The sequence below is a fragment of the Anaerobacillus sp. genome, assembly GCF_046314235.1.
Classification (GTDB): Bacteria; Bacillota; Bacilli; order Bacillales; family Anaerobacillaceae; genus Anaerobacillus.
Genome location: NZ_JBKBWN010000004.1, coordinates 1 through 24,011 on the forward strand (window position 1 = coordinate 1; position 24,011 = coordinate 24,011).

The 24,011-nt window shown below is 35.5% G+C and carries 16 protein-coding genes and 1 pseudogene; 16 read left to right on the top strand and 1 reads right to left on the bottom strand.

Translation table 11 applies throughout. The annotated features are described in order from the left end of the window. Positions 1–139: 139 nt before the first annotated feature. The 16 genes and pseudogenes from ACK4M9_RS06130 (at position 140) to ACK4M9_RS06205 (ending at position 21,313) form a co-directional block, all read left to right on the top strand. On the top strand, positions 140–1,120 hold the full coding sequence (locus ACK4M9_RS06130) for a Gfo/Idh/MocA family protein (protein ID WP_409848729.1): 981 nt from the start codon (positions 140–142) through the stop codon (positions 1,118–1,120). 139 nt (positions 1,121–1,259) lie between these two features. Next, the gene (bglB, locus tag ACK4M9_RS06135; RefSeq protein WP_409848730.1) at positions 1,260–2,345 is read left to right on the top strand and encodes a beta-galactosidase BglB; all 1,086 of its coding nucleotides are present in this window, start codon (positions 1,260–1,262) and stop codon (positions 2,343–2,345) included. A 153-nt stretch (positions 2,346–2,498) separates the two neighbouring features. After that, positions 2,499–3,191, top strand: a complete 693-nt coding sequence (locus tag ACK4M9_RS06140) for a rhamnogalacturonan acetylesterase (RefSeq protein WP_409848731.1) — start codon at positions 2,499–2,501, stop codon at positions 3,189–3,191. A gap of 24 nt (positions 3,192–3,215) precedes the next feature. Next, positions 3,216–5,204, top strand: a complete 1,989-nt coding sequence (locus tag ACK4M9_RS06145; RefSeq protein WP_409849165.1) for a beta-galactosidase — start codon at positions 3,216–3,218, stop codon at positions 5,202–5,204. A 133-nt stretch (positions 5,205–5,337) separates the two neighbouring features. Further along, a complete protein-coding gene (locus tag ACK4M9_RS06150) occupies positions 5,338–6,267 on the top strand; it encodes a glycoside hydrolase family 43 protein (RefSeq protein ID WP_409848732.1) in 930 nt (309 codons plus the stop codon). A 116-nt stretch (positions 6,268–6,383) separates the two neighbouring features. Next, positions 6,384–6,617: pseudogene (locus ACK4M9_RS06155) on the top strand (rhamnogalacturonan lyase family protein); the annotation flags it as partial. Positions 6,618–7,012: 395 nt separating this feature from the next. After that, positions 7,013–8,788, top strand: coding sequence for a cache domain-containing sensor histidine kinase (locus tag ACK4M9_RS06160; protein WP_409848733.1), 1,776 nt, complete (start codon positions 7,013–7,015; stop codon positions 8,786–8,788). Further along, positions 8,763–10,316, top strand: a complete 1,554-nt coding sequence (locus ACK4M9_RS06165) for a response regulator transcription factor (RefSeq protein ID WP_409848734.1) — start codon at positions 8,763–8,765, stop codon at positions 10,314–10,316. Before ACK4M9_RS06160 ends, ACK4M9_RS06165 begins: the two co-directional genes overlap by 26 nt. A 120-nt stretch (positions 10,317–10,436) precedes the next feature. Continuing rightward, the gene (locus tag ACK4M9_RS06170; protein ID WP_409848735.1) at positions 10,437–11,756 is read left to right on the top strand and encodes an ABC transporter substrate-binding protein; all 1,320 of its coding nucleotides are present in this window, start codon (positions 10,437–10,439) and stop codon (positions 11,754–11,756) included. 75 nt (positions 11,757–11,831) lie between these two features. Further along, positions 11,832–12,728: a carbohydrate ABC transporter permease gene (locus ACK4M9_RS06175; protein ID WP_409848736.1), complete on the top strand. Its 897-nt coding sequence runs from the start codon at positions 11,832–11,834 to the stop codon at positions 12,726–12,728. 2 nt (positions 12,729–12,730) lie between these two features. Then, positions 12,731–13,627: a carbohydrate ABC transporter permease gene (locus ACK4M9_RS06180; protein ID WP_409848737.1), complete on the top strand. Its 897-nt coding sequence runs from the start codon at positions 12,731–12,733 to the stop codon at positions 13,625–13,627. Positions 13,628–13,744: 117 nt separating this feature from the next. Beyond that, positions 13,745–14,359, top strand: coding sequence for a YesL family protein (locus ACK4M9_RS06185; protein WP_409849167.1), 615 nt, complete (start codon positions 13,745–13,747; stop codon positions 14,357–14,359). 294 nt (positions 14,360–14,653) lie between these two features. After that, a complete protein-coding gene (locus ACK4M9_RS06190) occupies positions 14,654–15,412 on the top strand; it encodes a helix-turn-helix transcriptional regulator (RefSeq protein ID WP_409848738.1) in 759 nt (252 codons plus the stop codon). A 53-nt stretch (positions 15,413–15,465) separates the two neighbouring features. Next, complete coding sequence (locus tag ACK4M9_RS06195) at positions 15,466–16,752, top strand: Gfo/Idh/MocA family oxidoreductase (protein WP_409848739.1); 1,287 nt, start codon at positions 15,466–15,468, stop codon at positions 16,750–16,752. Between the two features lie 138 nt (positions 16,753–16,890). Further along, positions 16,891–18,951 (top strand): glycosyl hydrolase 115 family protein, encoded by a 2,061-nt coding sequence (locus ACK4M9_RS06200; protein WP_409848740.1) that lies wholly within the window; start codon positions 16,891–16,893, stop codon positions 18,949–18,951. Positions 18,952–19,261: 310 nt separating this feature from the next. Continuing rightward, the gene (locus ACK4M9_RS06205) at positions 19,262–21,313 is read left to right on the top strand and encodes a methyl-accepting chemotaxis protein (protein ID WP_409848741.1); all 2,052 of its coding nucleotides are present in this window, start codon (positions 19,262–19,264) and stop codon (positions 21,311–21,313) included. Between the two features lie 218 nt (positions 21,314–21,531). Here the strand turns inward: ACK4M9_RS06205 and ACK4M9_RS06210 are convergent, their stop codons facing one another. Further along, positions 21,532–23,928 (bottom strand): S8 family peptidase, encoded by a 2,397-nt coding sequence (locus ACK4M9_RS06210; protein WP_409849169.1) that lies wholly within the window; start codon positions 23,926–23,928, stop codon positions 21,532–21,534. Positions 23,929–24,011: the final 83 nt, after the last annotated feature.

Sequence of the window (24,011 nt, forward strand, 5' to 3'; positions counted from 1 at the left end):
TTTTTATAATCATGAAAGATACCAAAAAAGATTAAACGGCCTTAGCCCTATGGAATTTAGAGCTAAAGCCGCTTAAATCATTTTTATTATTTCCACTGTCTACTTGACAGGGGGCAGTTCAAAATGAGGTATAACTAATATGGCACTACGGATTGGAGTAGTAGGTACGGGTTGGTTTAGTAAAATGCATGCAAGTTTATTATCAAAAATGGACGATGTTCATGTACAGGCATTTTGTGGATCTAGTAAAGAAAAAGCTGAGAAATTCGCATCTAGCTTTAGTGGAGCAAAAGGATATGGAAACTTAAATGAGATGCTAGATAAAGAACAAATCGATGCAGTGTATATTTGTGTTCCACCATTGGTACATGGTGAGATAGAGAAAATGTTAATTGAGTACGGTATTCCTTTTTTAGTAGAAAAGCCAATTGGTAATGACATAGCCATACCTAATTCTATCCTGGCTGAAGTCAAAAAAAAATCCCTAATTACCTCGGTAGGCTATCATTTTCGCTACAAGCCATCTGTTCAACTATTAAAACAAAAGCTAGAAAATCAATCGCTTGGTATGATTTCAGGTTATTGGATGGGCGAAATGCCACAAGTAGGTTGGTGGAGAAAGCAAGAATGTTCTGGTGGACAATTCATTGAACAAACAACCCATATTGTTGATTTGCTTCGCTATGTAGCAGGTGAGGTTGTTGAAGTATATGCAGCTTATGGAAATCGCGTTTGTCAAAATTTATATGAAGAGGTTTCTGTACATGATGTAGGCACTGTGACGATGAAGTTGAAAAGTGGGGTAGTAGCTACGATATCAAATACTTGTATACTACCAAAAGGAGTATGGCAGATGAACATGGCCTTTTTTACTGATCAAGGTGTGATGACATGGGAGCCTGACAGGTTAACAATTACTGAATCAAGTGGTAAAAAAGTAGAAGAATTAAATTCGAGTAATCCTTATCTACAAGAGAGTGAGGCATTTCTATATGCAGTTCGAACAGGTGATCGATCAAAAATCCTCTCTGACTATAACGATGCTTTTTTAACACAAACCATAACTTGCCAAGCCTTGGAATCGGCAAACACAGGACTTCCAATCAAAATTAATAGTTAGGTTATTAGTGAAAGAAACACTGTTTTTTAATTAATAATAACTGAATTTTACATTAAAGCCTCCAAATACATTAGTTATAATAAAATGAATGATATATCTTCGATAGAAATCCTTTGATAAATAAGAGGAGGCAATTCAAATGAATAGACAAAAAATTGAACAAAAGATCGAACTCCTAATTGATAACCTGATTAACTTGAGTGATCCAGATGGAAAATATGCAATCCCACTGGCCGATGGCCGCAAAATTGATAATAAAAGCTTTAACTACTGGGAATGGACAGCAGGGGTTGGTCTCTATGGAATGATGAAATATTATAAATTAACCAAGAAAGAAGAAATCCTAAAGATTATTATTAAGTGGTTTGATGACCAATTTAATGAACCACCAGTCGAAAAGAACGTGAACACTATGGTACAAATGTTAACGCTTTCTTATTTGTATGAAGAAACGGGCAATCCTACATATCTTCCTTATTTAGAAATTTGGGGAGACTGGCTGTATTATGATATGCCACGAACAAAGGATGGCGGGATTCAACATGTGGTCTTCGGTTCTGAAAACAATCAGCAATTATGGGATGACACGCTAATGATGAGTGTTCTTCCTTTAACAAAAATCGGTTTATTACTAAATAAACCGGAGTATGTGGAAGAAGCTAAAAAACAATTTTTAGTCCACATAAAATATTTGTTTGATAAGAAAACTGGATTATGGTTCCATGGTTGGACATTTGAAGGAAATCACAATTTTGCTGAAGCCTTGTGGGGGAGAGGTAATTCCTGGATAACCATTGCAATTCCTGAGTTCCTCGACTTAGTTGATCTTCCTGAGAAAGATCCTGTTCGACAAGTCCTCATAGATACTTTAGAACGACAATTAGAAGCATTGTTAGCCTGTCAAAATGAACGTGGTTTATGGCATACGTTGTTGCTAGACCCTTCATCCTATGTGGAAGCCTCTTGTACGGCAGGTTTTGCCTTTGGTACCCTAAGAGCAGTTCGTAAGCGTTATGTAGATAAAGAATATATGGTAATGGGATTAAAGGCTATTGATGCTGTATTGGAAAATATCAATGATAATGGAGAGTTGCAGCATGTTTCTGCTGGAACTGCAATGGGAGAAACCAAAGACTTTTACAAGGAAATTCCTGTTACAGCGATGCCTTATGGACAATCAATGGCGATTCTTGCATTAGTAGAATATCTATATTACCGAATTTAAGAATAATATAATGATGTATTAATTTTGGATAAACGGTGTAAACATCAATCAAGAAACCTGTGGAAAGTTTAGTGCCTCCACAGGTTCTTTACCTTATGATTGTTCCTGGTTTTATCGATATTTACAAGGATATATAAAGAGGAGGTTTTTTAATTGGATGAAATTTTAAAAGGAAAGAAATTGATTCATATTTATTTAGCTGGAGATTCAACTGTGGCCAATTGCCCCCCACAAGAGGCACCAATGGCAGGGTGGGGGCAAGGTTTTCAATCCTTTTTCACGGGTGAGGTAATCGTTCATAATCATGCAAAAGGCGGAGCTAGTACGAACACGTTTATTAATGAAGGTAGGTTGGAAACTATTTTTCAGTCAATTCAACCAAACGACTACCTTTTTATTCAATTTGGGCACAACGATCAGAAACCCTTTGGAACTGATCCTTTTACCACGTATCAATCATTTTTAACAGAATATGTGAAAGGTGCTTTTGATCGAGGTGCCTTTCCAATCCTGATAACGTCTGTACATCGAAGAAATTTTGATGATCAAGGACAATTAGTAAATACCCTTGGAGAATACCCAACGTCGATGATTCAGTTAAGTGAAACCCTTGAAGTCCCCCTTATTAATTTATGGGAAAAAACAGCAAGACTCTATCAATCATTAGGACCAGAAGGGTCAAAGCAGTTATTCACGAGGTTTTTACCGAATGAGCATCCTAATTATCCTGAAGGGATAGAGGATGATACACATTTCTGTGAATATGGAGCAAAAGAGATAGGAAAATTAGTCATCGAAGGAATTAAGGAACTACAGTTACCAATTGTAACGTTTATTAAAGAATAATTAATAGAGGAGGAAACAAGATTGATAAAAAAATTGTATCACGGTGCCGCCTATTATCCCGAGCTTTGGGATGAAAGGGTCATAGAAGAAGACATTAGGCTTATGAAACAAACGGGCATTAATGTTGTCAGAATGGGCGAATTCGCTTGGTCAACAATGGAGCCTATAGAAGACCGTTTTGAGCTAAGTTTCTTTAAAAACATCATTAAAAAATTATATGAAAATGGTATTGAAACGGTTATGTGTACACCTACGCCAACTCCTCCTATTTGGTATACACACGGACATCCCGAGCGAATGTATGTAGATAGGGAAGGAAAGGTAATGGGGCATGGTTCAAGACAGCATGCTTGTACCAACCACCCTTATTTTAGAGGTAGAGCAACACTCATAACAGACAATTTAGCAAGAGCGGTAGGGAGTATGCCTGGAGTTATCGGGTGGCAGATTGATAATGAATTTAAATGTCATGTCAGTGAGTGTATGTGTAAGACCTGTAAAGAGTTATGGCATCATTGGTTAGAAAAACGTTATAAAACGATTGAAAACCTAAATGATGCTTGGGGGACAAAGATTTGGAGTGAATACTATCATAGCTTTGAGCAAGTTCCGCAGCCAGGACCAGCGCCTTTTTTACACAACTCATCATTAAGCACCATGTATCAACTATTTTCGATGGAGAAAATTGCTGAGTTTTCTGATGAGCAAGCGGAAATCATTCGAAAATATTCTAAAGCACCAATTACTCATAATAGTTCAGTTTTCTTTAGTGTCGATAACGAAAGACTGTATAAAAACCTTGATTTTGCATCGTTTGATACATATGCAACAATCGATAACATCCCTGCGTATTTGATTAATAGTGATTTGTGGAGAAATTTTAAAAAGGGGAAAGCTTTCTGGGTAATGGAAACGAGTACTTCGTATGCAGCATCATTGGAAAGCTATGCAACCCCTCATCCAAACGGATATCTAAAAGTCGAAGCAGCAGCAGCTTATGCATTAGGAGCAGAAGGATTTTCTTATTGGCTTTGGAGGCAGCAGCGTGCAGGGTGTGAACAGCCCCATAGCTCAGTTATTAGTGCGTGGGGAAGACCGACAGTGGGATATGTAAACGTGCTAGAAGTAGAAGAGATGAGAAAAGCAATTGAACCGATTATTTTAGCGACTAAACCGAGTCAAGCGGAATTGGCCATTACCTATTCGGATCGGTCCAAGGCATTTTTAAATACAGAACCACATCGAAAACTAAACCACCGCAGCTTAGTAACGGAGTTTTATCAACGGATCTTATCAATGGGAATCCATCGTGATCTTATACCAGAAGGGGCAAGCCTTGAAGGGTATAAAATGTTGTTCACACCATTTATTCACTCTCTTTCTTCAGAGTATATCAATCGCGCAAAACAGTTTGTGGAAAATGGCGGGATCTGGATCGTTGGACCATTAACCGGTGGCCGAACCGAAGAGCATACTGTTCATACTACTCGAGCGCTAGGGGAACTAGAGAAAGTAGCAGGAGTGGAAGTGCTATTTACTTATCCAATGGATGGTAGCGGTACAGTAGGTCGTGCTTTTGATATTTCTGCACCATTAGGATTGTGGAGCTCGGTGTTTGAGTATAAAGAAGAGACAGCTGTTGGCGTTATTGAGGAAGGTCTTTCAGTAGGGAAATCTTTTATCACAGAGCACCCTCTTGGGAAAGGGAAGATTGTAATGCTTGGTTCAATGCCATTAGGTGAAACTGGAGATGTACTTCTTCAGAAACTAGTAAATCATTATTCACAAGAAGCGAATATATGCTTAAGGACGGATGTAACGAATGGTACGATAGTTGCTCCAAGGCAAGGAGACGGATATTCCGTTTGGTTTGTGATTAATATGGACGGCAAAGGCGGGAGTGTGACACTGCCACAACCAGGGGTTGATTTAGGATCAAATCGTAAAGTAGAGCCTGGAAACCTTAAAGTTGGAAACTTTGAATATAGAGTCATTCAATTTAAAGATCTTTAATGCCAAGGCTATTGTAATAGGAATAGCAGGAAGTATCTCATACCTTTAGGGTAAGCACTGAAAGATAATGAATTTAATAAACATTAGGAATGGGATATTAAATTCTAGCTCTTTGGAAGGAGATAAACTTAATATGGCTGATAAAAATGAAAAAGAAAATGAAGCATATATATTTGTACATTTTATTTATGAAGATGAGAGCAGGGATGACTTAGAGCAAGTTTACTTTTCAGTAAGCAGGGATGGATTAAGATGGGAAACGCTAAATGATAAGAAGCCTGTCTTGATATCAATGCTAGGAGAGTATGGAGTAAGAGATCCATTTATTATTCGTTCACCAAAAGAAACTAAGTTTTATATTATAGGTACTGATTTATCAATGCATTATCGAAAGGATTGGGAAGAGGTTCAAAGATCTGGAAGTCAGCATATTGCGGTTTGGGAATCTGTTGATTTGGTTAATTGGTCAGAACAACGGTTGGTTAAGGTAGGTCCTGAAACTGCAGGCTGCGTTTGGGCTCCAGAAGCCATATATGATAAAGAAGCCGATGATTTTCTAGTATTATGGGCTTCGAGAGAGGACTTTGGGGTTGAGAAACATAGAATATACTATTCGAAGACCAAGGATTTTAAAGCTTTTAGCGAGCCTAAGATTTATCTTCATAGAGAGAACCATATTATTGATACAACAATTATTGAGGATGGAGATAGATATTATCGTTTTTCAAAAGACGAGACTGTTAAAAGTATTACTGTAGAGGTTTCTAATACGTTACTTGGAGAGTTCACGTTATTGGATTCAAATCTCGAAAAAATAATTGGTGTTGAGGGTCCTGCATGCTTTAAATTAAAAAATGAAGAAAAATGGTGCTTATTACTTGATCATTACGCGGTTGAAAAAAAATATGTACCATACTTTACAACAGATTTAAAAACAGCAAAATTTACGAAAAGTCAGGAGGATTTAGACATACCTGTAAATGCCAGGCATGGTGGGGTTATGCCAATAACGATGGATGAGTACAACACTTTAGTTAAAGCCTATGGGAAAATTAGTGTCTAGAACAAAAAGGCAATGAAAAAACACGCAACCTTATTCTTTCGACTTGTTTTTCAACAATTCAAGTATAAAAGAATAGGAAGTTTGCGTGTTATTTTTTTTGCAAAGGGGTTGCTCCGAAAGGCAATGTAAGCTCATGGGGAGATGGTAATGGAAACAGAGTAGACCGATTTTTGGCTGGAGTAGCCTACCTCGCTGGAGAACGTCCTAGCTTTGTGATGGCTCGAGGTTATTATACTAGAACTGTACTAGCAGCAAATAACTGGAGAGATGGAAAGTTAACACAAGAATGGGTATTTGATAGTAATGTCCCTGGGAACGAAGGGGACGCTGGGCAAGGAAATCATAACCTTCACTAAAGTGGTTTTGCTAGTCTTTGTTTATGAAATGTGAAAGATTTAATATTTTGATTGTTGTTAAGTTGTTTGCACATTTTTATAGGTGACTTTTTTTACCTAAGCCCCAATTGACTTACGTTTCAAACCAAATAACAATTTCATTTAAAATTAATATTAACATTAATAACCAAAAGGAATTATGATAAAATTAAATAAATATAATTTACTAGAAGTTAATATCTCCATAAATGACTCAACAAAATTATGCTAAAATGAAATTAATTTAATTGAAAAATCAGAATTCTACCTATGTTAATTTAAAGCAATCTAATGGAATAAATTTTTGATCGGAAATTTAGGAAGAAACAAGAAATGTAATAAAGTAAGTTCAATTTAGGAGGTATGGATAGGTGTTGAAGATACTTTATTCTAATTTGAGAATTAAATATAAATTGTTTCTATTAATCTCGTTTATTACCCTTGCTTTTAGTGTTGGGGGCATATCAATATTACAATATGCTTTCCAAGTATATAATGAAGAAATTTACAGGCAATCTGCGCAATCATTAAGTATTACCTCCACATCAATAGAAAATGAACTTATGAAACTAGAAAGACTCTCCTTTAACGTTTCAACCGATCAAGAAATACAGCAATATTTAACACAGTTAAAGAATAGTGAGACGGATTACCAACAATATATTGTTGGTAGGAAAGTTAGGAAGCGCTTGTCTGATCTTGGATCATTAAATAAATATGTATCATCCGTTCAAGTGTACGATGTTCATGACAATGAATATGCTTCAGGCAATAAGATAGTTGTTTTACCGGATGAGCGAATTCAAAAAGTAAAAGAAGATACTCAAATAAAAAAAGGGGGAGTACAATGGATTTTTCCAGATGAGGACGACCCTTCCTTAATCATTGGAAGAGAGGTACGTTCCTATTCCCACTTAGCTTTACCTCTTGAGCATTTAGGAACAATGATTGTTCGAATTAATATGCAGGAAATTGCAAATTCGTTTTCTAATCGTTTAGCTGAAAAAGGATCGAAGCTATTAATTTTAGATGATTCAGATCATCTATTTTATCCGCTTAGCCATGAAACTCCAGAGGGGATTATCAATATTAAAAGGAACGATTCAAGAGGTTTTAAATTAATACAAAATTCAGATGAACGATTTTTTATAACATATAGCACTGCTAAGCATACGAATTGGACATATATGATTGTTACTCCTTATAGTAATCTGTTTGAAGCTATCTCGAAAGTTCGAAACGCCGTTTTAATTACATATAGTCTTATGTTTGTTATCATTTTGATTTTAGCTATGCGATTTGCTAGTGGTATTACCAACCCAATTGAAAGCTTAAATAAAAAAATGAAAAGGATTGAAACAGGAGATTTGGAATCGGACAATAATGAGTATCTTACTTTTCCAAATGATGAAACAGGTCAAATGCATTATAACTTTAAAGTAATGATGGACCAAATTAATTTTCTCATGCAAGAAAATTACCGAAAACTTATCCTGATAAAAGATTCAGAGTATAAAACCTTGCAAGCTCAAGTTAATCCCCATTTCTTATATAACACATTAGAATCGATCAATTGGGCTGCTAAAATGAAAGGTCATCACCAAATATCAAAAATGGCGGAAGCGTTAGGATATATCTTACGTTCTTCAATTAATATGAAAGAAACATTAATAACTCTAGAGGAAGAATTAAGGATTGTTGAAAGTTATATAACCATTCAATCGGTCCGTTTTGAAGAAAGACTATCTTTTCATATCGACATTCCTAAAAGTATTTACACATGTACCGTTCCTAAATTTATTTTACAACCACTAGTAGACAATTCTATAAAGTATGGTTTGGAACAAATTGTCGGAACAATTCATATCTCCCTTTATTGTGAAGTTGAGAATAATTACATTGTACTTACGATAGAAGATGACGGGCCTGGTATTAAAGAAGAACTAGTAAATGGGATTCGAAAAGGAGACTATGAATCGAATGGAAATGGGATAGGCTTAAAGAATGTTCATGAAAGGATTCAAATATTATTTGGAGAACAATACGGAATACAAATAGAAAGTCAATTACAGATAGGTACAAAGATACATATACGATTACCAAATAATAGGGGAGATCAAAATGTACAAAGTGCTACTAGTGGATGATGAGAGAATAATTTTAGAGGGGATATCCTCCATAGTTAATTGGGAACAGCAAGGAACCGTGCTTGTTGGAACTGCAAGAAACGGAATAGAAGCATTGGAATTTATTTCAGAAGAACAGCCACATATTGTTATTACCGATATAACAATGCCGGGTCTTGATGGTCTAAAATTGATAGAAATGGGCAAGGAAACATATCCTTCTATCAAGTGGATTCTCTTAACAGGGTTTAGCGAATTTGAATATGCCAGAAAGGCCATGAGTTTTGGTGTTAAGCATTATCTTCTTAAGCCATGTAATGAAGATACAATATCCCATGCACTTAAAAAAGTAGTTTTGGAGCTAGAGCAAATCGAGGAACAATCTACCTATATGAAAAATGTAGAAAACGAGTTAGGACATCGCACAAATGAGAAGAGTGAAGAGCTGCTTAAACAATTATTTAATCTTGATGACATGGAACTGGCAGAAGAGAGAGTTAATCATATGTGTAAGGTGTTCAAACTACACAATGATAAACAAAAACTGAGGTTACTATTATTTCGTCTAGAACGTAATATAACTTCAGAGAACATGTTAACACTTAAAAGGTTTTTCTACGAAACATTTAAGAACGTTGTTACTTATACTATCGAAAAAAATCTGCTTTTTCTTTTAATTAAAGATTATTATGAGCAAGAAAAATTAAGTAGTTTGATAACTCAGTTCAGGGATATAGTGTACACAGATTATCACATTACCATTACAACTGTAATTAGTAATACTTGTGAAATAACAGACCTTCCCCTTGTTTATATTGAGATGTTAAAAAAACTGGATGAATGTTTTTACTTAGGTATTGGAAATATTATTTCTTTCAAAGTACCATTGCATAGTACGGATGATAGTGAGCTTTATAAATATGATTATGAAAAGTTAATTCAAATGTTAAAATGTGGCTGCATTCACGAGGCGAACGACGAAATAAGAAGTATGATGAATAAAATAGAGACGTTAAAAATATCACCTTATTTAGTTAAATCATATTTTACACATTTATATTTAACAATTGCTAAGGCAAATGTTTATTTATGTAGTGAGGATCGAATAAAAGATATAGTAAAGATTGATAATATAAAACTTTTACGTGATTTTTTACCGTTTTTTGAAGAAATATTTAAAAACTTCTATTCTCATATTAGAAATGAAGCAACTAAAAGATATTCTGATGTTGTTTTAAACTTAATAAAAATGGTTGAGGAAAATATTGAACATCCAGATCTATCTATACAATGGATAGCATCTAAAAAACTATATATGAATGCAGACTATCTTGGGAAATTATTTAAAAAAGAAGCCGGTCAAAAATTTTCAACTTATGTTACGAACAAAAGAATTGAAAAAGCGGTAGAAATGATACAAAAAGAAAGAAATATTAAAGTCTTTGAGTTGGCAGAAAAATTAGGGTTTGGTGATAACCCACAGTATTTCAGTCAGATCTTTAAGAAAGTAACAGGAGTAACACCATCGGATATTATGAAATTACCTTGAGTTTCAAAATAATCACTATTTTTTGAACATTCATCTCTGTTTTTTCACTAATTCTCTTTGTAAATGATTTGGTATATTAATTTTGTAATCGTTTTCAAATTAAAAGGAGGGTTATAAGAAATGAAAAAAGTAATGGTATTATTGCTTGGACTTGTTCTGATTTTTATGTTAGCAGCTTGTAGTAGCAACAGCGGTACATCCACGAGTACTAGTGAAAATGAACCTGGTACTGATAACAAACCGCAGGAAAAAGCTAATGAAAAAGAAGAAGAGATTACATTACGAATAGCTTGGTGGGGGAGTCAACCAAGACATGATTTAACGCTCGAAGTTATTAAAATGTTTGAGGATCAAAATTCTAATATAAAAATCGAGCCTGAATATGCAAGTTGGGATGATTATTGGCAAAGATTAGCGCCACAGGCTGCTGCTAATCAATTACCTGACATCGTCCAAATGGACCTTTCGCGAATAAGCCAATATGCAGAAAATGGTCAATTAGCAGATTTGACACCATTTATAGGTAATGAAATTGATGTTACAAATATCGCTGATACAATTCTGTCTGGTGGTAAAATTAATTCTAAACTTTACGGTTTTAACTTAGGAGTAAATGCAATTGGGTTCCATTATAACCCTGAATTACTAGAAAAGATAGGTGTTGATTCCCTACCTACAGACTGGACATGGGATGACTATGTTGAATTGTCACAAAAAGCTGCAGACGCAGGTATTTTCTTTGATACTGGAATGAAAGCAGATGTATTTTTTAACTATTATCTACGAACACAAGGAAAATCTTTATATGGAGCAGATGGTAAGTTAGGGTATGACGATGATCAATTATTTGTAGATTTCTTTACAATGGACACGAATCAAGTCCTGAAAAAAGCTACGCCAACTCCAGACTATTTAGCACAGCTAAGTGGACTAGAAGATGATCCAGTCGTAAAAGAAGAGGGAATTGGTATTTGGCAATGGTCGAACCAATTCGTTAACTTACAACAAATAGCTGGGAAACCATTTAAAATGCACCCAATGCCAGGACCAAATGCAAAAGAAGGATTGTTCTTAAAGCCTAGTATGTATTTCTCTGTGTCTGAAAATTCAAAACATAAAGAAGCCGCGGCCAAGTTTATTAGCTTCTGGGTAAATGATATAGAAGCCAATAAAATTATTAAAGGTGATCGTGGAGTGCCAGGATCTTCAGTTGTAAAAGATGCATTACTATCAGTAGTTTCTGAAGAACAGGCACAAATCTTTGAGTATATTGGCTGGGCAGAACAAAATAGTTCTGATTTAGGTGCATTAGATCCTGCCAATGCTGGTCAGATTATTGAATTACTTGATGGTCTTGCAGAGCAAATGAAATATGGTCAGATTACACCGGAAGAAGCAGGGAAAACTTTTAGAAGTCAGGCAGAAAGTATATTAAACTAACATAAATGTAAAAGTGATGATAGCTGATCGAAAAGGTCAGCTATCATCACTTTACAATAGATTGGAGATGAGTTAATGAGTACACGTCTTCGAGAAAACTTATGGGGATACTTCTTCATCGCACCTTTTGTCCTAGGTTTTCTAGCGTTTACAATAATACCGATGATTTCTTCCTTATATTTTTCTTTTACTAAATACAATCTATTTTCTCCACCTGTATGGATTGGCATAGATAACTATATCAAAATGTTTACTGATGATGCTAGATATTTACATTCTTTAAAAATAACTTTTTTATACGTGATTGGTGGTCTCCCTTTTCGTTTAGGCTTTGCGTTACTAGTAGCAATGTTACTAAATACTGCTTCAAAAGCTGTAGGACTTTATCGGACAATGTACTATTTACCCTCACTTATTGGTGGAAGTGTTGCAGTCGGGATCATGTGGCGTAACATTTTTGGTGATGGCGGTATTGTTAACCTAGCACTACAATTCATTGGACTTGACCCAGTTCGTTGGTTTGGAAATCCAACAGCTGCACTTGGCATGTTAATCTCATTATCTGTTTGGCAGTTTGGCTCATCCATGCTTATTTTCCTAGCCGGTTTGAAATCTATTCCGAAAAGCTATTATGAAGCTGCAAGTGTAGATGGAGCTAATTTCTTTCAGAAGTTCACATCTATTACTTTACCAATGTTGAGTCCTGTAATTTTATTTAACTTAATTATGCAGATGATCGCTGCCTTTATGACATTTGTTCCTGCGTATGTCGTATCAAAAGGTACTGGTGGTCCATTAGATGGGACACTACTTTACTCTTTGTATTTGTTTAAACAAGCGTTTGAATTCTTTAATATGGGTTATGCCTCTGCAATGGCATGGGTAATGTTGGTTATTATCGGGATCCTAACTTCAGTAATTTTCGTAAGCTCTAGATATTGGGTTCATTACGAATCAGAAGGAGGGAAATAACAATGAAAATTGGAGAAGAAGTTCCTCATAACTATGAAAGACAATTGAAAAAAGTTAGTAGATTACGGTTTAACCCTAAGTGGTTGATTTATCATTTGTTAGTTGGTGGTTTTGCAATTCTATTGTTATATCCAGTAATTTGGTTATTAATGAGTTCTTTTAAAGTAAGTGAACAAATATTTATCACCGCAGATTCATTAATTCCAGATCCATTTATTTTTAGTAACTATGCACAAGGCTGGAAAGGCTTCGGGGGACATAGTTTTGGAGTGTTTATTAAAAATACGCTAGTTTTTGTGATTTTAGTGGTAATTGGTACTTTAATATCCTCTTCCTTAATTGCATATGGTTTTGCTAGATTGAAATTTATAGGACGAAAGTTTTGGTTTGTGGTAATGATTTTTACTTTACTACTACCTGGTGAGGTTATCATGGTCCCACAATACATTATTTTCTCACACCTAGGATGGCTAAACTCCCTAAAGCCGTTAGTAGTACCAGCATATTTCGGGCATCCATTCTTTATATTTTTACTAGTACAGTTTATTCGTACAATTCCAAGAGAATTGGATGAAGCAGCAACTATTGACGGTTGTAATACGTTTCAAATTTATTATCGTATCATCCTACCGTTAATCACTCCAGCGCTGGCTACATCAGCGATCTTCACATTCTATTGGACTTGGGATAATTTACTAGGGCCTTTACTCTACCTGAATAGTCCAAGTAAGTACACGGTTTCGCTGGCGTTAAACATGTTTTTAAGTAATGAAACCGTATCAAACTGGGGTGCAATGTTCGCAATGTCGATTGTTACATTAATACCGGTATTCGTCATATTCTTTATTTTCCAGAAGTACGTAGTTGATGGAATTAGTACAAGTGGACTAAAAGGATAATGACTAAGGAAAAATAGAGAGGTAATTAGAGCATGTACTTTTATTACTAATTACCTCTTAAAGCTATTAAAATTGTTATCAATGATTAAGACTTGAGAGGTGGAAAATTTGGCAGCAGTGAATAAAGTGTTAGAATGGTTTACAAATTTAGTTTACTTAAATGTTTTATGGGTGATTTTTTGCATACTTGGCTTAGGGATCTTTGGAGTATTCCCGGCTATTGCTGCTACCTTTTCTGTCACTCACAATTGGCTAACAAAGAGAACCGATGTACCAATATTTAAAACATTTTGGTTTACTTATAAAAAGCAGTTTATTAGAAGTAATTTACTAGGATACCTACTGCTGATCATAGGATTAATTTTATACATTGATATACTAGTCTTTAATTCATCCACTAATGCAATTTTAAATCTATTAACGATTCCACTAATTGCTTTCTTTTTTGTATACATCATGGCAATGTTTTATGTTTTCCCTGCGCTAATCTATTATGATATCAAACTATTTCACGTAGTAAAAAACGCATTTTTTGTGATGATCTTAAACCCACTACCTACCATTTTTATGTTAGTAGGAATCCTTGTTGTGTCTAGTTTTGTTTTCCAATTCCAAGCGTTAATTCCAATCCTCGGTATGAGTTTGTTTTCTGTCGCTATTATGATGCCTGCTCTTCGTGCGTTTGAGATGATAAATAAAAAACAAGAAAATAAAGTTCCAAAATCTATCTAACACTATTAGAGTATCGGGTGTTTCAGTTAGCTGTATATTTGCATTATACGGTCTACTCGGTAGAGTAGATGATCAAGGAAGAGTTTGTGATGTATCAACTGGGACAGCGGTAATGAATAGTGACGATGGTTACCGTAATACTTCTAAAAAGAGAATTGAAGGGTGGGGGCAAGGTCTTGCTTTGGCATTTTTCTCAGCAGTCTTGGCTTCAAAAAAATGATTCCCTCATAACAAAGAATTTTATAGGGAAGATGCTTGGATTTCTTTTATTTATCGGAAATGGGGTGTATCTCAATGAATTATACGTTGGAAATAAGCCATCAGGCTAATTGGTCATATAATTTTCAAGAGTTCATGCCTAATTTGCTAAAACGAACTAGCTTAATAGATAAACTCTATTGGTATAAATTAATGAAAACAAGTAAAGAGTTGGCCGAGGCAATTCATTATGGAGGCGAGCCAACAGTTGAACTTTTAGTTAATAACTTTGTTCACTCTTTAGAGGAAATAGACTTTACAAAATCCATAGCTATTCGTACTGGGTTTGAAATGTGGGTAATTATTTGCTATTCATTACATGATAAAGGAATTCATGTATATGAAATGACAAATGAAGATGAAAATTTTTACGATAATCTATCTACTATTCAATCGTGGGCAGAGCTAGCTGTTTTTATGAAAAATAGGACGAAAGTGCTTTGTAATTTGCAACTTAGGAATGAAAATTTAAAGCATCGTCAAATAGTGGAGCAGCTAATTGTATATATACAAGAAAATATAAGTGAACCGATCACATTACAAGGAATGGCTGAAAAATTTAATATTTCTAGAAATTATTTAGGTAAAATATTTAAAGATACTGTTGGGGAATCGTTTAAAAATTATATTACACGTATGAGAATGGAAAAGGCAAAGGAAATGATCCAAGAAGTTCAATATTTAATATCTGATTTAGTTGGTTATGTGGATCCTGCCTATTTTACAAAAACCTTTAAAAAATATACAGGATATACCCCTAAAGATTTAATGAATAATAACATCAGTATCTGTTAAAGAGACAATATATAGTCGACCTTCACGAAGACGTATAAAAAGGAGAATTCGCATTGAAAAAAGCCAAATATGCGCTAATTGGAACAGGTGGTAGGGCAGAATTTTTTTACGGATCGCTAGCAAAAGATTTTAGAGAAACAGGGGAACTAGTAGCATTTTGTGATGTGAACCAAACAAGGATGAACTACGCAAATAAATTACTAGTTGAAAAGTATGAGCATCTTGAAGTAAACACATATTTAGCAAAAGATTTTGAAAGAATGATTGAAAGGGAAAAACCTGATTATGTCATTGTCACAACTGTAGACCGTACACATCATACGTACATTGTTAAAGCACTAGAGGCAGGATGTAATGTTATTACTGAAAAGCCAATGACAGTTGATACAGAGAAATGCCAAGAAATTATTGATGCAGTAAATAGAACAGGGAGAGAAGTGCGAGTAACATTTAACTATCGTTATGCTCCTCATAATACGAAAATTCGTCAGCTAATTCGTGATGGTGTCATTGGTGAGGTGTTTTCCGTGAACTTTGAATGGGCATTAGATACACAGCATGGTGCAGACTATTTCCGTAGGTGGCACCGTGATAAGCGAAACAGTGGTGGATTGCTAGTTCATAAATCCACTCACCATTTTGACCTAGTTAACTATTGGCTTGGCACAGAGCCTGACACAGTTTATGCTCAAGGTGGACTCCGTTTTTATGGAAAAGAAAATGCAGAATCCCGAGGAGAAACGAAATTCTATCAACGTGCATATGGAAGTAGAAATTCAAAGGGTGATCCATTTGCCATCCAATTGGCTGAAAATGAGCATTTAAAAGCAATGTACTTAGATGCAGAAATAGAAGATGGCTATCAACGGGATCAAAGTGTGTTTGGCGACGGAATAAGTATTGAAGATACACTTGGTGTAATAGTTCAGTATAAGAACAAAGCGATCTTAAATTATTCATTAAATGCCTACCTTCCATGGGAAGGTTTCATTATCTCCTTTAATGGAAGTAAAGGAAGAATTGAAGTTAAAGTAAGAGAGCAAACGTATATTAATTCTGGTGGAGATAAATCAGATGAAGGAGCCATTCAAGAAAAGTTCATACAAGTATTACCCATGTTTGGCAAGCCTTACGAAGTGGAGGTAGAGGAAACTGGTGGTGGTCATGGTGGTGGGGACCCAGTGTTACTTAGAGATTTATTTGGAACTCCTGCAGAAGATGAATTTCGTAGAGCTGCTACCCATGTAGATGGTGCAATGTCTATATTAACAGGAATAGCAGGAAATATCTCATTGCGTACAGGCCAAGCAGTGAAAGTTGATGAATTAATTAAATTGTAGAAATTAAAAAATTTGTTTAAAAGAAAGTAGGAAGCTAATCTAGCTTCCAATTTTTTTGAGTAAAGGTTGGTGGTAGAGCCGCTTCAGGGAAAACTATGGGAGTTTGATGAAGATTAACTTGTTGAAAGGAGCATTTTAATGAACAGTTTTGTTTTAACTAGATATTCAACTATTTTAATTCCAGAACATAGGTCAAAACCAGTCCAGCATGCGTTGGATATGCTTATCCGAGATATGACAAAAGTATTCGGGTCAAAACCAAACATAAATACCTCAATACAAACCCCTGACATAATCATTCGATACAAACGTACAAAAGAACAGCTAGCGGAATTACCAGAATCCTTTTCTATCCGTTTCAAAAAAGATCATTCTCATACTAGTTTACAAGTTATTGGCCATGATGACTTAGGTGTAATTTATGGAATTTTGCATATTAGTACTAAATATCTTGGAGTAGATCCATTTTGGTATTGGGCTGATATTAAGGTGCTTAAAAATGAAGAGATCGTTATTCCGATACGAGATTATGATTCTCCTAAAGCAAAGGTTCGCTATCGCGGCTGGTTTGTAAATGATGAAGTTTGTCTCATTGGTTGGAAAGACGAATATCCCCCGACGAAGGAAGTTTGGTTTCCTGTTTTTGAAGCCTTATTAAGGTGTGGAGGGAATATGTGCATTCCTGGTACAGATTTACCTAGAAATGGAGTACACTTTGATTTAGCTTCTGACATGGGTTTATGGGTGACTCATCATCATGCAGAACCGTTAGGTGCAGAGATGTTTCTACGCGCATTTCCAGATAAAAAAGCTAGTTACCTTGAAAATGCTGTTTTATATGAAAAGCTTTGGGACGAAGCAATTCAAAAACAAAAGGACAAAAAGGTTGTTTGGGTATTATCCTTCAGAGGTCAAGGGGATCAACCATTTTGGGATCATGATCCTGGTTTTGATACACCTCAAAAACGCGGGAAGTTAATTTCGGATGTTGTAAAACGACAACTAGAAATGATTACGCAATATGTGGTGAATCCTGTTTGTTGTGTAGCATTGTATGGGGAAATTTCAGAATTATATCGTAGTGGACATATCGAAATTCCAAATGGTGTAATTAAGGTATGGGCAGACAATGGCTATGGAAAAATGGTTTCAAGACGAAATGGAAATGAAAACTATCGGATTTCTTCCCTTCCTGAAAAGGCTGACAAAGGAAAACAAGGAATTTACTATCATGTCACATTTCATGATCTCCAGGCTTCCAACCATTTAACGATGTTTCCCTCACCGCCCACCTTGATAAAAGAGGAAATAGATGCTGTTTTTGAAAATGGTGGAGATGATTATTTACTCTTAAACAGTGGTAATATTCGAATGCATTTATATTCATTAGATATCATCAAGGAGTTGTGGAATAACGGTACTATCGAAGTGGCTGGGCATATAGAGCAGTTTATTCATCGTCTATATTCGTCCAATCAAGGTGAGATTGCTAATCTTTATAAAAACTATTTTGAATGTACAATTAAATACGGAGAAAATCACGATGATCGAGCAGGAGATGAATTTTATCATCATCCAGCTAGAAAAATCATAGGTCATTGGATCCAAGGAAAAACGAATGAGTCTCTTATAAAGCTTGAATGGGCAACTGGAAAGGTTCCCTTCCTGCATCAAATCAAATGGTTTAAAGCAAAGTGTGAAGAAGCCTTGGAGAAATGGAGCCAATTGAAAGATGATTGTATTAAAATATGCTCATTACTAAACGAGGAAGATCGCATCCGATTAATAGACCAACTTCTTGTACAAGTAGAACTCCATTACTCTGGTTGTAAAGGGTTTATTTCATTGTGCAATGCCTATTTGAAATCTAAGGAAAATCAGTATCCAATAGCTTTTGTTTATGCTTCACAAGCGATATGGGATTATCAGGAAGGCCTACAAGCGATGTCTAAGTCTGAACACGGAAAGTGGAAAAATTTTTATCGAGCGGATTGGCTTACAAATGTGAAGTGGACAATAGAAAGCCTAGTAACGTTAAGAAAATATTTACGAATGCAAGGGGATAGTCCTGATTTCTTTTTATGGTATAAGGAATTCGTTATGCCTGAATCTGAGAAACACATATATTTAGAAAATACCCACCGTAATCCTCTATCAGACGATGAATTGGCATGCATTTTAAAAGAAAAGTTTTTTTAAGAGGTTGGTAATTGTTAACTTTAATATGATTAAAGTTTCAAAGAAATATATTATTTATGAGAGGACTTTACGAGATTTTGTAGAATAGTGTAACTAATTGTAGATTTATTTTAATAATAAATCTACAATTAGTGTTAGTAGATATCAAAACGCTTACATTTTAATTGTTATAAAGATAGTTGATAATTTATATAAAAAGGAGAAATTGAGAAGCTAAAAAACGAAGGCATTAAAATATTTCTAATATTTTGTTGAGATACATTAATTTTATAACTTTACAAGAATAGTTCGCTACTAGGGAGGTATTTCAATGTTCATAAAGACAAAGGTTAGGCTTCTTACACTCATATCAATATTAGGAATTATAACTTGTTTAATTGCGTTTGTCTTATCAATAAATAATCTGGAAAATATGACTGCTCAAGCAGAACGAACATCTCAAGCAGCAAAGGTAGGAACTGAAATCATTTATCATTTTTCTAATGCCCGTACTTTCGAACTAGACTACATATACGCTAATAGTGTAGGTAGTAAGAGTGAAAGTGCTCGTGAGCAAATAGAGTTAGTTAATCAAAAAATAGGGCAATTAAATGCTTTGACCGCTAATGATACTGTTCAAGGTTATACTGCGGAATTATTCGGATTTTCCACTCAGTATCTTGAAATGTATGACCAATTAGTAGATATTAATGATCAAATTGGATCACCTTTGAGTGGAATGATCTATAATGTAAATTCCACTAGGCAAACCCTACAAACGAGGTTTAACATGTTATTGGGATTGTTTGAAGAAGCTGAGGATTACGAGAAATTTCAGAAGAATTATATGGATTTATTAGCTTTTGAAAATGAATTTATTATGCTTCCAAACCAATCATATTTTGATAGAGTTGTTACTCAATTAGACCTCGTTGTTGAACAGACGAACAATTTACCAGAGGATTATGGTGGTATCGAAAGTATGTTTATCAGTAGGCTGGAAATATACGGTAGTTATATACAAACTTTAGGTGATTTATTTTTAACTCAACAAGAGTTAAATCGTTCATTTTCTAATTTGGTATATGAGATAGAGGTCTTAGTTAGTAAAATTGAACAAGAGCTAAACAATGACTTTCTTACTCTTCAAAGTGAAAAGAATAGTTTTAAACAAAATATGTACGTTACGCTCACAATAATTATTAGTGGTATTCTCATTATTTTAATCCCTTCTAGTATCTTGATCATTCGGTCTATAGTTCGTTCTGTTTCACGGTTGCAAACCGGGGCAAAAATCATCGGTGATGGCGACTTGACATACCGAGTCGATGAACGCTCTAAAGATGAAATGGGTGAATTAGCAAAGGCATTTAATCAAATGTCAGAGAAAGTACAAAGTTCCTTCTCAATAGTTCGAAAAGTATCAGGTGATCTTTCAAATTCATCTGTAAATCTGGAGAAGATTTCAAAAGAAACCTTGCTACAAACAGAAGAAGTGAGTGAAGCGATTGAACAAATTGCAAGTGGTGCTCATAGCCAAGCTCAAGACGTTGACTTTAGTTCACAGACGCTAACAACAATGTTGGAACAAGTGTATGAAGCAAACCAATCCGCTCAAAAAATAAATGAACAGGTTGATTCTTCTTTGCATTCTGGTAAGGATGGTTTACAAGCAGCACATGATTTGGGACAAACTTCTGTAGAATTTATAAACTTAGCACATGTTTTAGTAGATAATGTAGAAAAGGTAACAGATTATTCCGTTCAAATAGGGGATATTGTAAGCATTATTGAAAAACTATCCGATAGTACTAATTTGTTAGCTTTAAATGCTAGTATTGAAGCGGCTCGTGCTGGAGACCACGGTAGAGGGTTTGCGGTAGTCGCCAATGAAGTAAAAGTGTTAGCTGAAAAGTCGAAGCAAGAAGCAAATCATATCCATGATGTTATTTCGGAAATGAATAGCCAAATGCAACAGTTAGCTGTTGGTGCTCATTCATTGGATCAATATAGCGTAAAACAAAAGGACGCCGTTAATAAAACCGTTTCTTCAATTGAAGCGATCTTAAAGCAAATTGAATTAATTGCGTCATTCACAAGCGAAATACATGTAACGTTAGGTAATTTAAGTAATTCTTCAAAAGACGTTGGCGAGAAAATGCAAAATATCTCAGCAGCATCAGAGGAATTTGCTGCGACTTCAGAGGAGGTTGCAGCATCTAGTGAAGATCAAATCACTACGGTGTTACAAGTAAGCGAGTCTGCCAAAGAGCTAAATGAATTAGCTAAAGCTTTAACTGAGGAAATAAAGAAATTTACTCTAGGCAATGTAGCTCGGCAAGAGGTTGATCAGCAGTCTTCAAGTAAAGAGACAGGTAACTAGTGAATTCTAATAAAAAAATGGAACAAACTAGCAAAAAAATGCTAGTGGAGATTTTTTAGAAATGTAATTATAATGAGGCCGTCCCAAAAACAAAGTATCAGTCACCTCGTCTAATAGAAATAGGTGTACAAAACAGACCTTCTATTTCTATTAAACTTCGAGGTGAACTGACACTTATGGGGCAGCCTCATTTTTCAATTATAGCGCTACATAACAGATTACGGTTGAACTGGAACTAAGTAATTTCTCTGTTGAGTTTGACCGTCTCTTTCAACGATGACTCCCATGACATAAGTTCCAGTAGCGATTTGTTGCCCGTTAATTTTTCCATCCCATTGATACGTATTAGAACCTACAGAAGCTTCTGTAAATGTTCCAACTGTGCCGAGAAAAGTTCCAATTGCTCCATTTGTAAATCGAGAAAGGGTAAATGTCACCTTATCAGCTCCACCAGGGAGGAAAACTGACATGTCATAGTTACCATCCGCATTTTTTCCATAGGAGAATGTTTCAAGGAAATATGGACTTTGAACAAAAAGGATTGTTGGAACATCAATCGATTGTTTACCATCACTTATTTTAATCGTACCTTCATAATAACCAGCAGAAAGCTTCGATGCATCAACTTCGACCTTGAAGTTAATGTTTTGGTTTTTCTTTGCTGGTACATTTAAGTTTTTACTAGTGACAACTTTTATTCCATCAGGATTTCCTTTAAATTGTACATCAAACGTATATCGTTTTCTTTCGTTAGAAAGGTTTTTAATTGTAATGAATTGTTGTCTCTCTTCAGCTTCTTCTAAATTACTAAAGACGCCAAAAGAATGGCTTCCTGGAACTGCCAATGTTTTCGTTTGAATTGCCTGAAGGACACGAATGCTTCCAGCGCCTTGCGTGTTATGTGGATAAACGTTACCAGATGGATCAACCATTTCTTCCGCAGTATTCATTAAAGCGGCTTTAACATCTTCTACGCTCCAAGTAGGGTTTGCGTGTAACACTAATGCTGCAGCCCCTGCAACATGTGGCGCAGCCATACTTGTTCCTTGTTTTGCACCATAGCCACCTGGGATTGTACTTGAAATGTTAACACCTGGAGCAGATACATCAGGTTTGATCATCCAAGTCGTCTCTACAGGACCACGAGAAGAGAAGCTTGCTACGGTTTCCCCGACATATTGTCCGAATGCAGTAGCGAACGTGACGGTGTTATTTCCTGCTGCTAATTCCGCTAACATTTTCTGACCGTCCTCTAACGTTAACCGAACGGAAGGTACAGCCATTCCGGCAACATCAGGGATTTCTCCTGCTAGATGATTATAAATAATTGCGCCAACAGCACCAACGCTTTTGACATTATCCGCTTTTTCAACAAATGGGATATCTCCACGTCTTACTAAAGCGATTTTCCCTGTAAGGTCTAAATCTTGAACATCAGCCGCAAGTGCCAAACCAACATCGACAAATTCGTATTCATTCCCATTTAGATCTAGAATTGATTGGTCGTTTGGAAAGCCCATCACAGCAGCGCTAGGGTAAGTAACGGCTTCAGAAGTGAATAAAGATACGTTGTAAATATTAAATGGCAATTGTGTTGCTCCAACAGAGATCGCTTCACGAGATGTTCCCGGAGAACCGACCGTCCAGTTGTTTGGTCCACTGTTTCCATTAGAAGTAATCGCTACTACACCTTCAGCCATTGCCCAATCTAAAGCAATACTAGTGGCAAAATCAGGATTGTTTAAAGTATTTCCTAAAGACAAATTCATAACATCAGCGCCATCTTGAACAGCACGTTCAATACCAGCGATAACATTTTCAGTTGTTCCTCTACCACCAGGACCTAATACACGATACGCTAATAAAGTAGCTTCTGGGGCAACACCTTTAATTTCACCATTCGCTGCCACTGTTCCAGCGACATGCGTACCATGATCTGTTTGATTACCACGTGGGTCACCAGGTGGTGTTTCTTGAGGATCGCTATCATTGTCAACAAAGTCATACCCTTTGTATGTACCAAAGTTGTCTCTTAAATCTGGGTGTGTGTAATCTACACCAGTATCAATGATCGCTACGGTAATTCCTTTACCAGTAAAGCCAGCGTCCCATGCTTCATTCGAACCAATAAAAGGAGCGCTATCAGCCATCATTGGACTAAATGAATCTTCATCAATGACTTTTGTATCAGATGTAACTGTATATTCTACATTTGGATAAACGGCTTTAATCCCTTCAGTAGCAAGTAGTTCAGTGATTTTATTTGCAGGAAGTTCAACTGCAAATCCAGAAAATACGTAGTCATATTCTCTACCAACTTTTGCGTTCGCTACTTTATCCTTAACAGCCTTTAGAACTTTCCCACGTTCAGAAGCTAGTTTTTGCTTTGTTTGCTTTTTGCCTTTTTGTTTTGCTTCAATAATTGACTCTTCTTGTAACTCAATGATTACTGTCGTTAGCTTGGAAGATGTTAGATCAATATCGCCAAATAGCTCAACAACTGGGAGTTCTTTTTGAGTAGTTGAATTTGCAAATGCTCCGATACTAAATGTTGATAAGAGAAGGACCGTTATTATTAAAAATGTGATAAAACGTCTAGCTTGTCTACTAATCATCAAATCAAAACCCTCTTTCTTTTAATAGTTTTTTAGAGAAACAATAAAATAGTAGGCTTCACCTCCAAAATGATAGAAACCCT

Bases quoted from the DNA above. Each gene is read 5' to 3' on its own strand.
- ACK4M9_RS06130 (WP_409848729.1), top strand. From the start codon at position 140: ATGGCACTACGGATTGGAGTAGTAGGTACGGGTTGGTTTAGTAAAATG.
- bglB (WP_409848730.1), top strand. From the start codon at position 1,260: ATGAATAGACAAAAAATTGAACAAAAGATCGAACTCCTAATTGATAAC.
- ACK4M9_RS06150 (WP_409848732.1), top strand. From the start codon at position 5,338: ATGGCTGATAAAAATGAAAAAGAAAATGAAGCATATATATTTGTACAT.
- ACK4M9_RS06165 (WP_409848734.1), top strand. From the start codon at position 8,763: ATGTACAAAGTGCTACTAGTGGATGATGAGAGAATAATTTTAGAGGGG.
- ACK4M9_RS06170 (WP_409848735.1), top strand. From the start codon at position 10,437: ATGAAAAAAGTAATGGTATTATTGCTTGGACTTGTTCTGATTTTTATG.
- ACK4M9_RS06175 (WP_409848736.1), top strand. From the start codon at position 11,832: ATGAGTACACGTCTTCGAGAAAACTTATGGGGATACTTCTTCATCGCA.
- ACK4M9_RS06180 (WP_409848737.1), top strand. From the start codon at position 12,731: ATGAAAATTGGAGAAGAAGTTCCTCATAACTATGAAAGACAATTGAAA.
- ACK4M9_RS06190 (WP_409848738.1), top strand. From the start codon at position 14,654: ATGAATTATACGTTGGAAATAAGCCATCAGGCTAATTGGTCATATAAT.
- ACK4M9_RS06200 (WP_409848740.1), top strand. From the start codon at position 16,891: ATGAACAGTTTTGTTTTAACTAGATATTCAACTATTTTAATTCCAGAA.
- ACK4M9_RS06205 (WP_409848741.1), top strand. From the start codon at position 19,262: ATGTTCATAAAGACAAAGGTTAGGCTTCTTACACTCATATCAATATTA.
- ACK4M9_RS06210 (WP_409849169.1), bottom strand. From the start codon at position 23,928: ATGATTAGTAGACAAGCTAGACGTTTTATCACATTTTTAATAATAACG.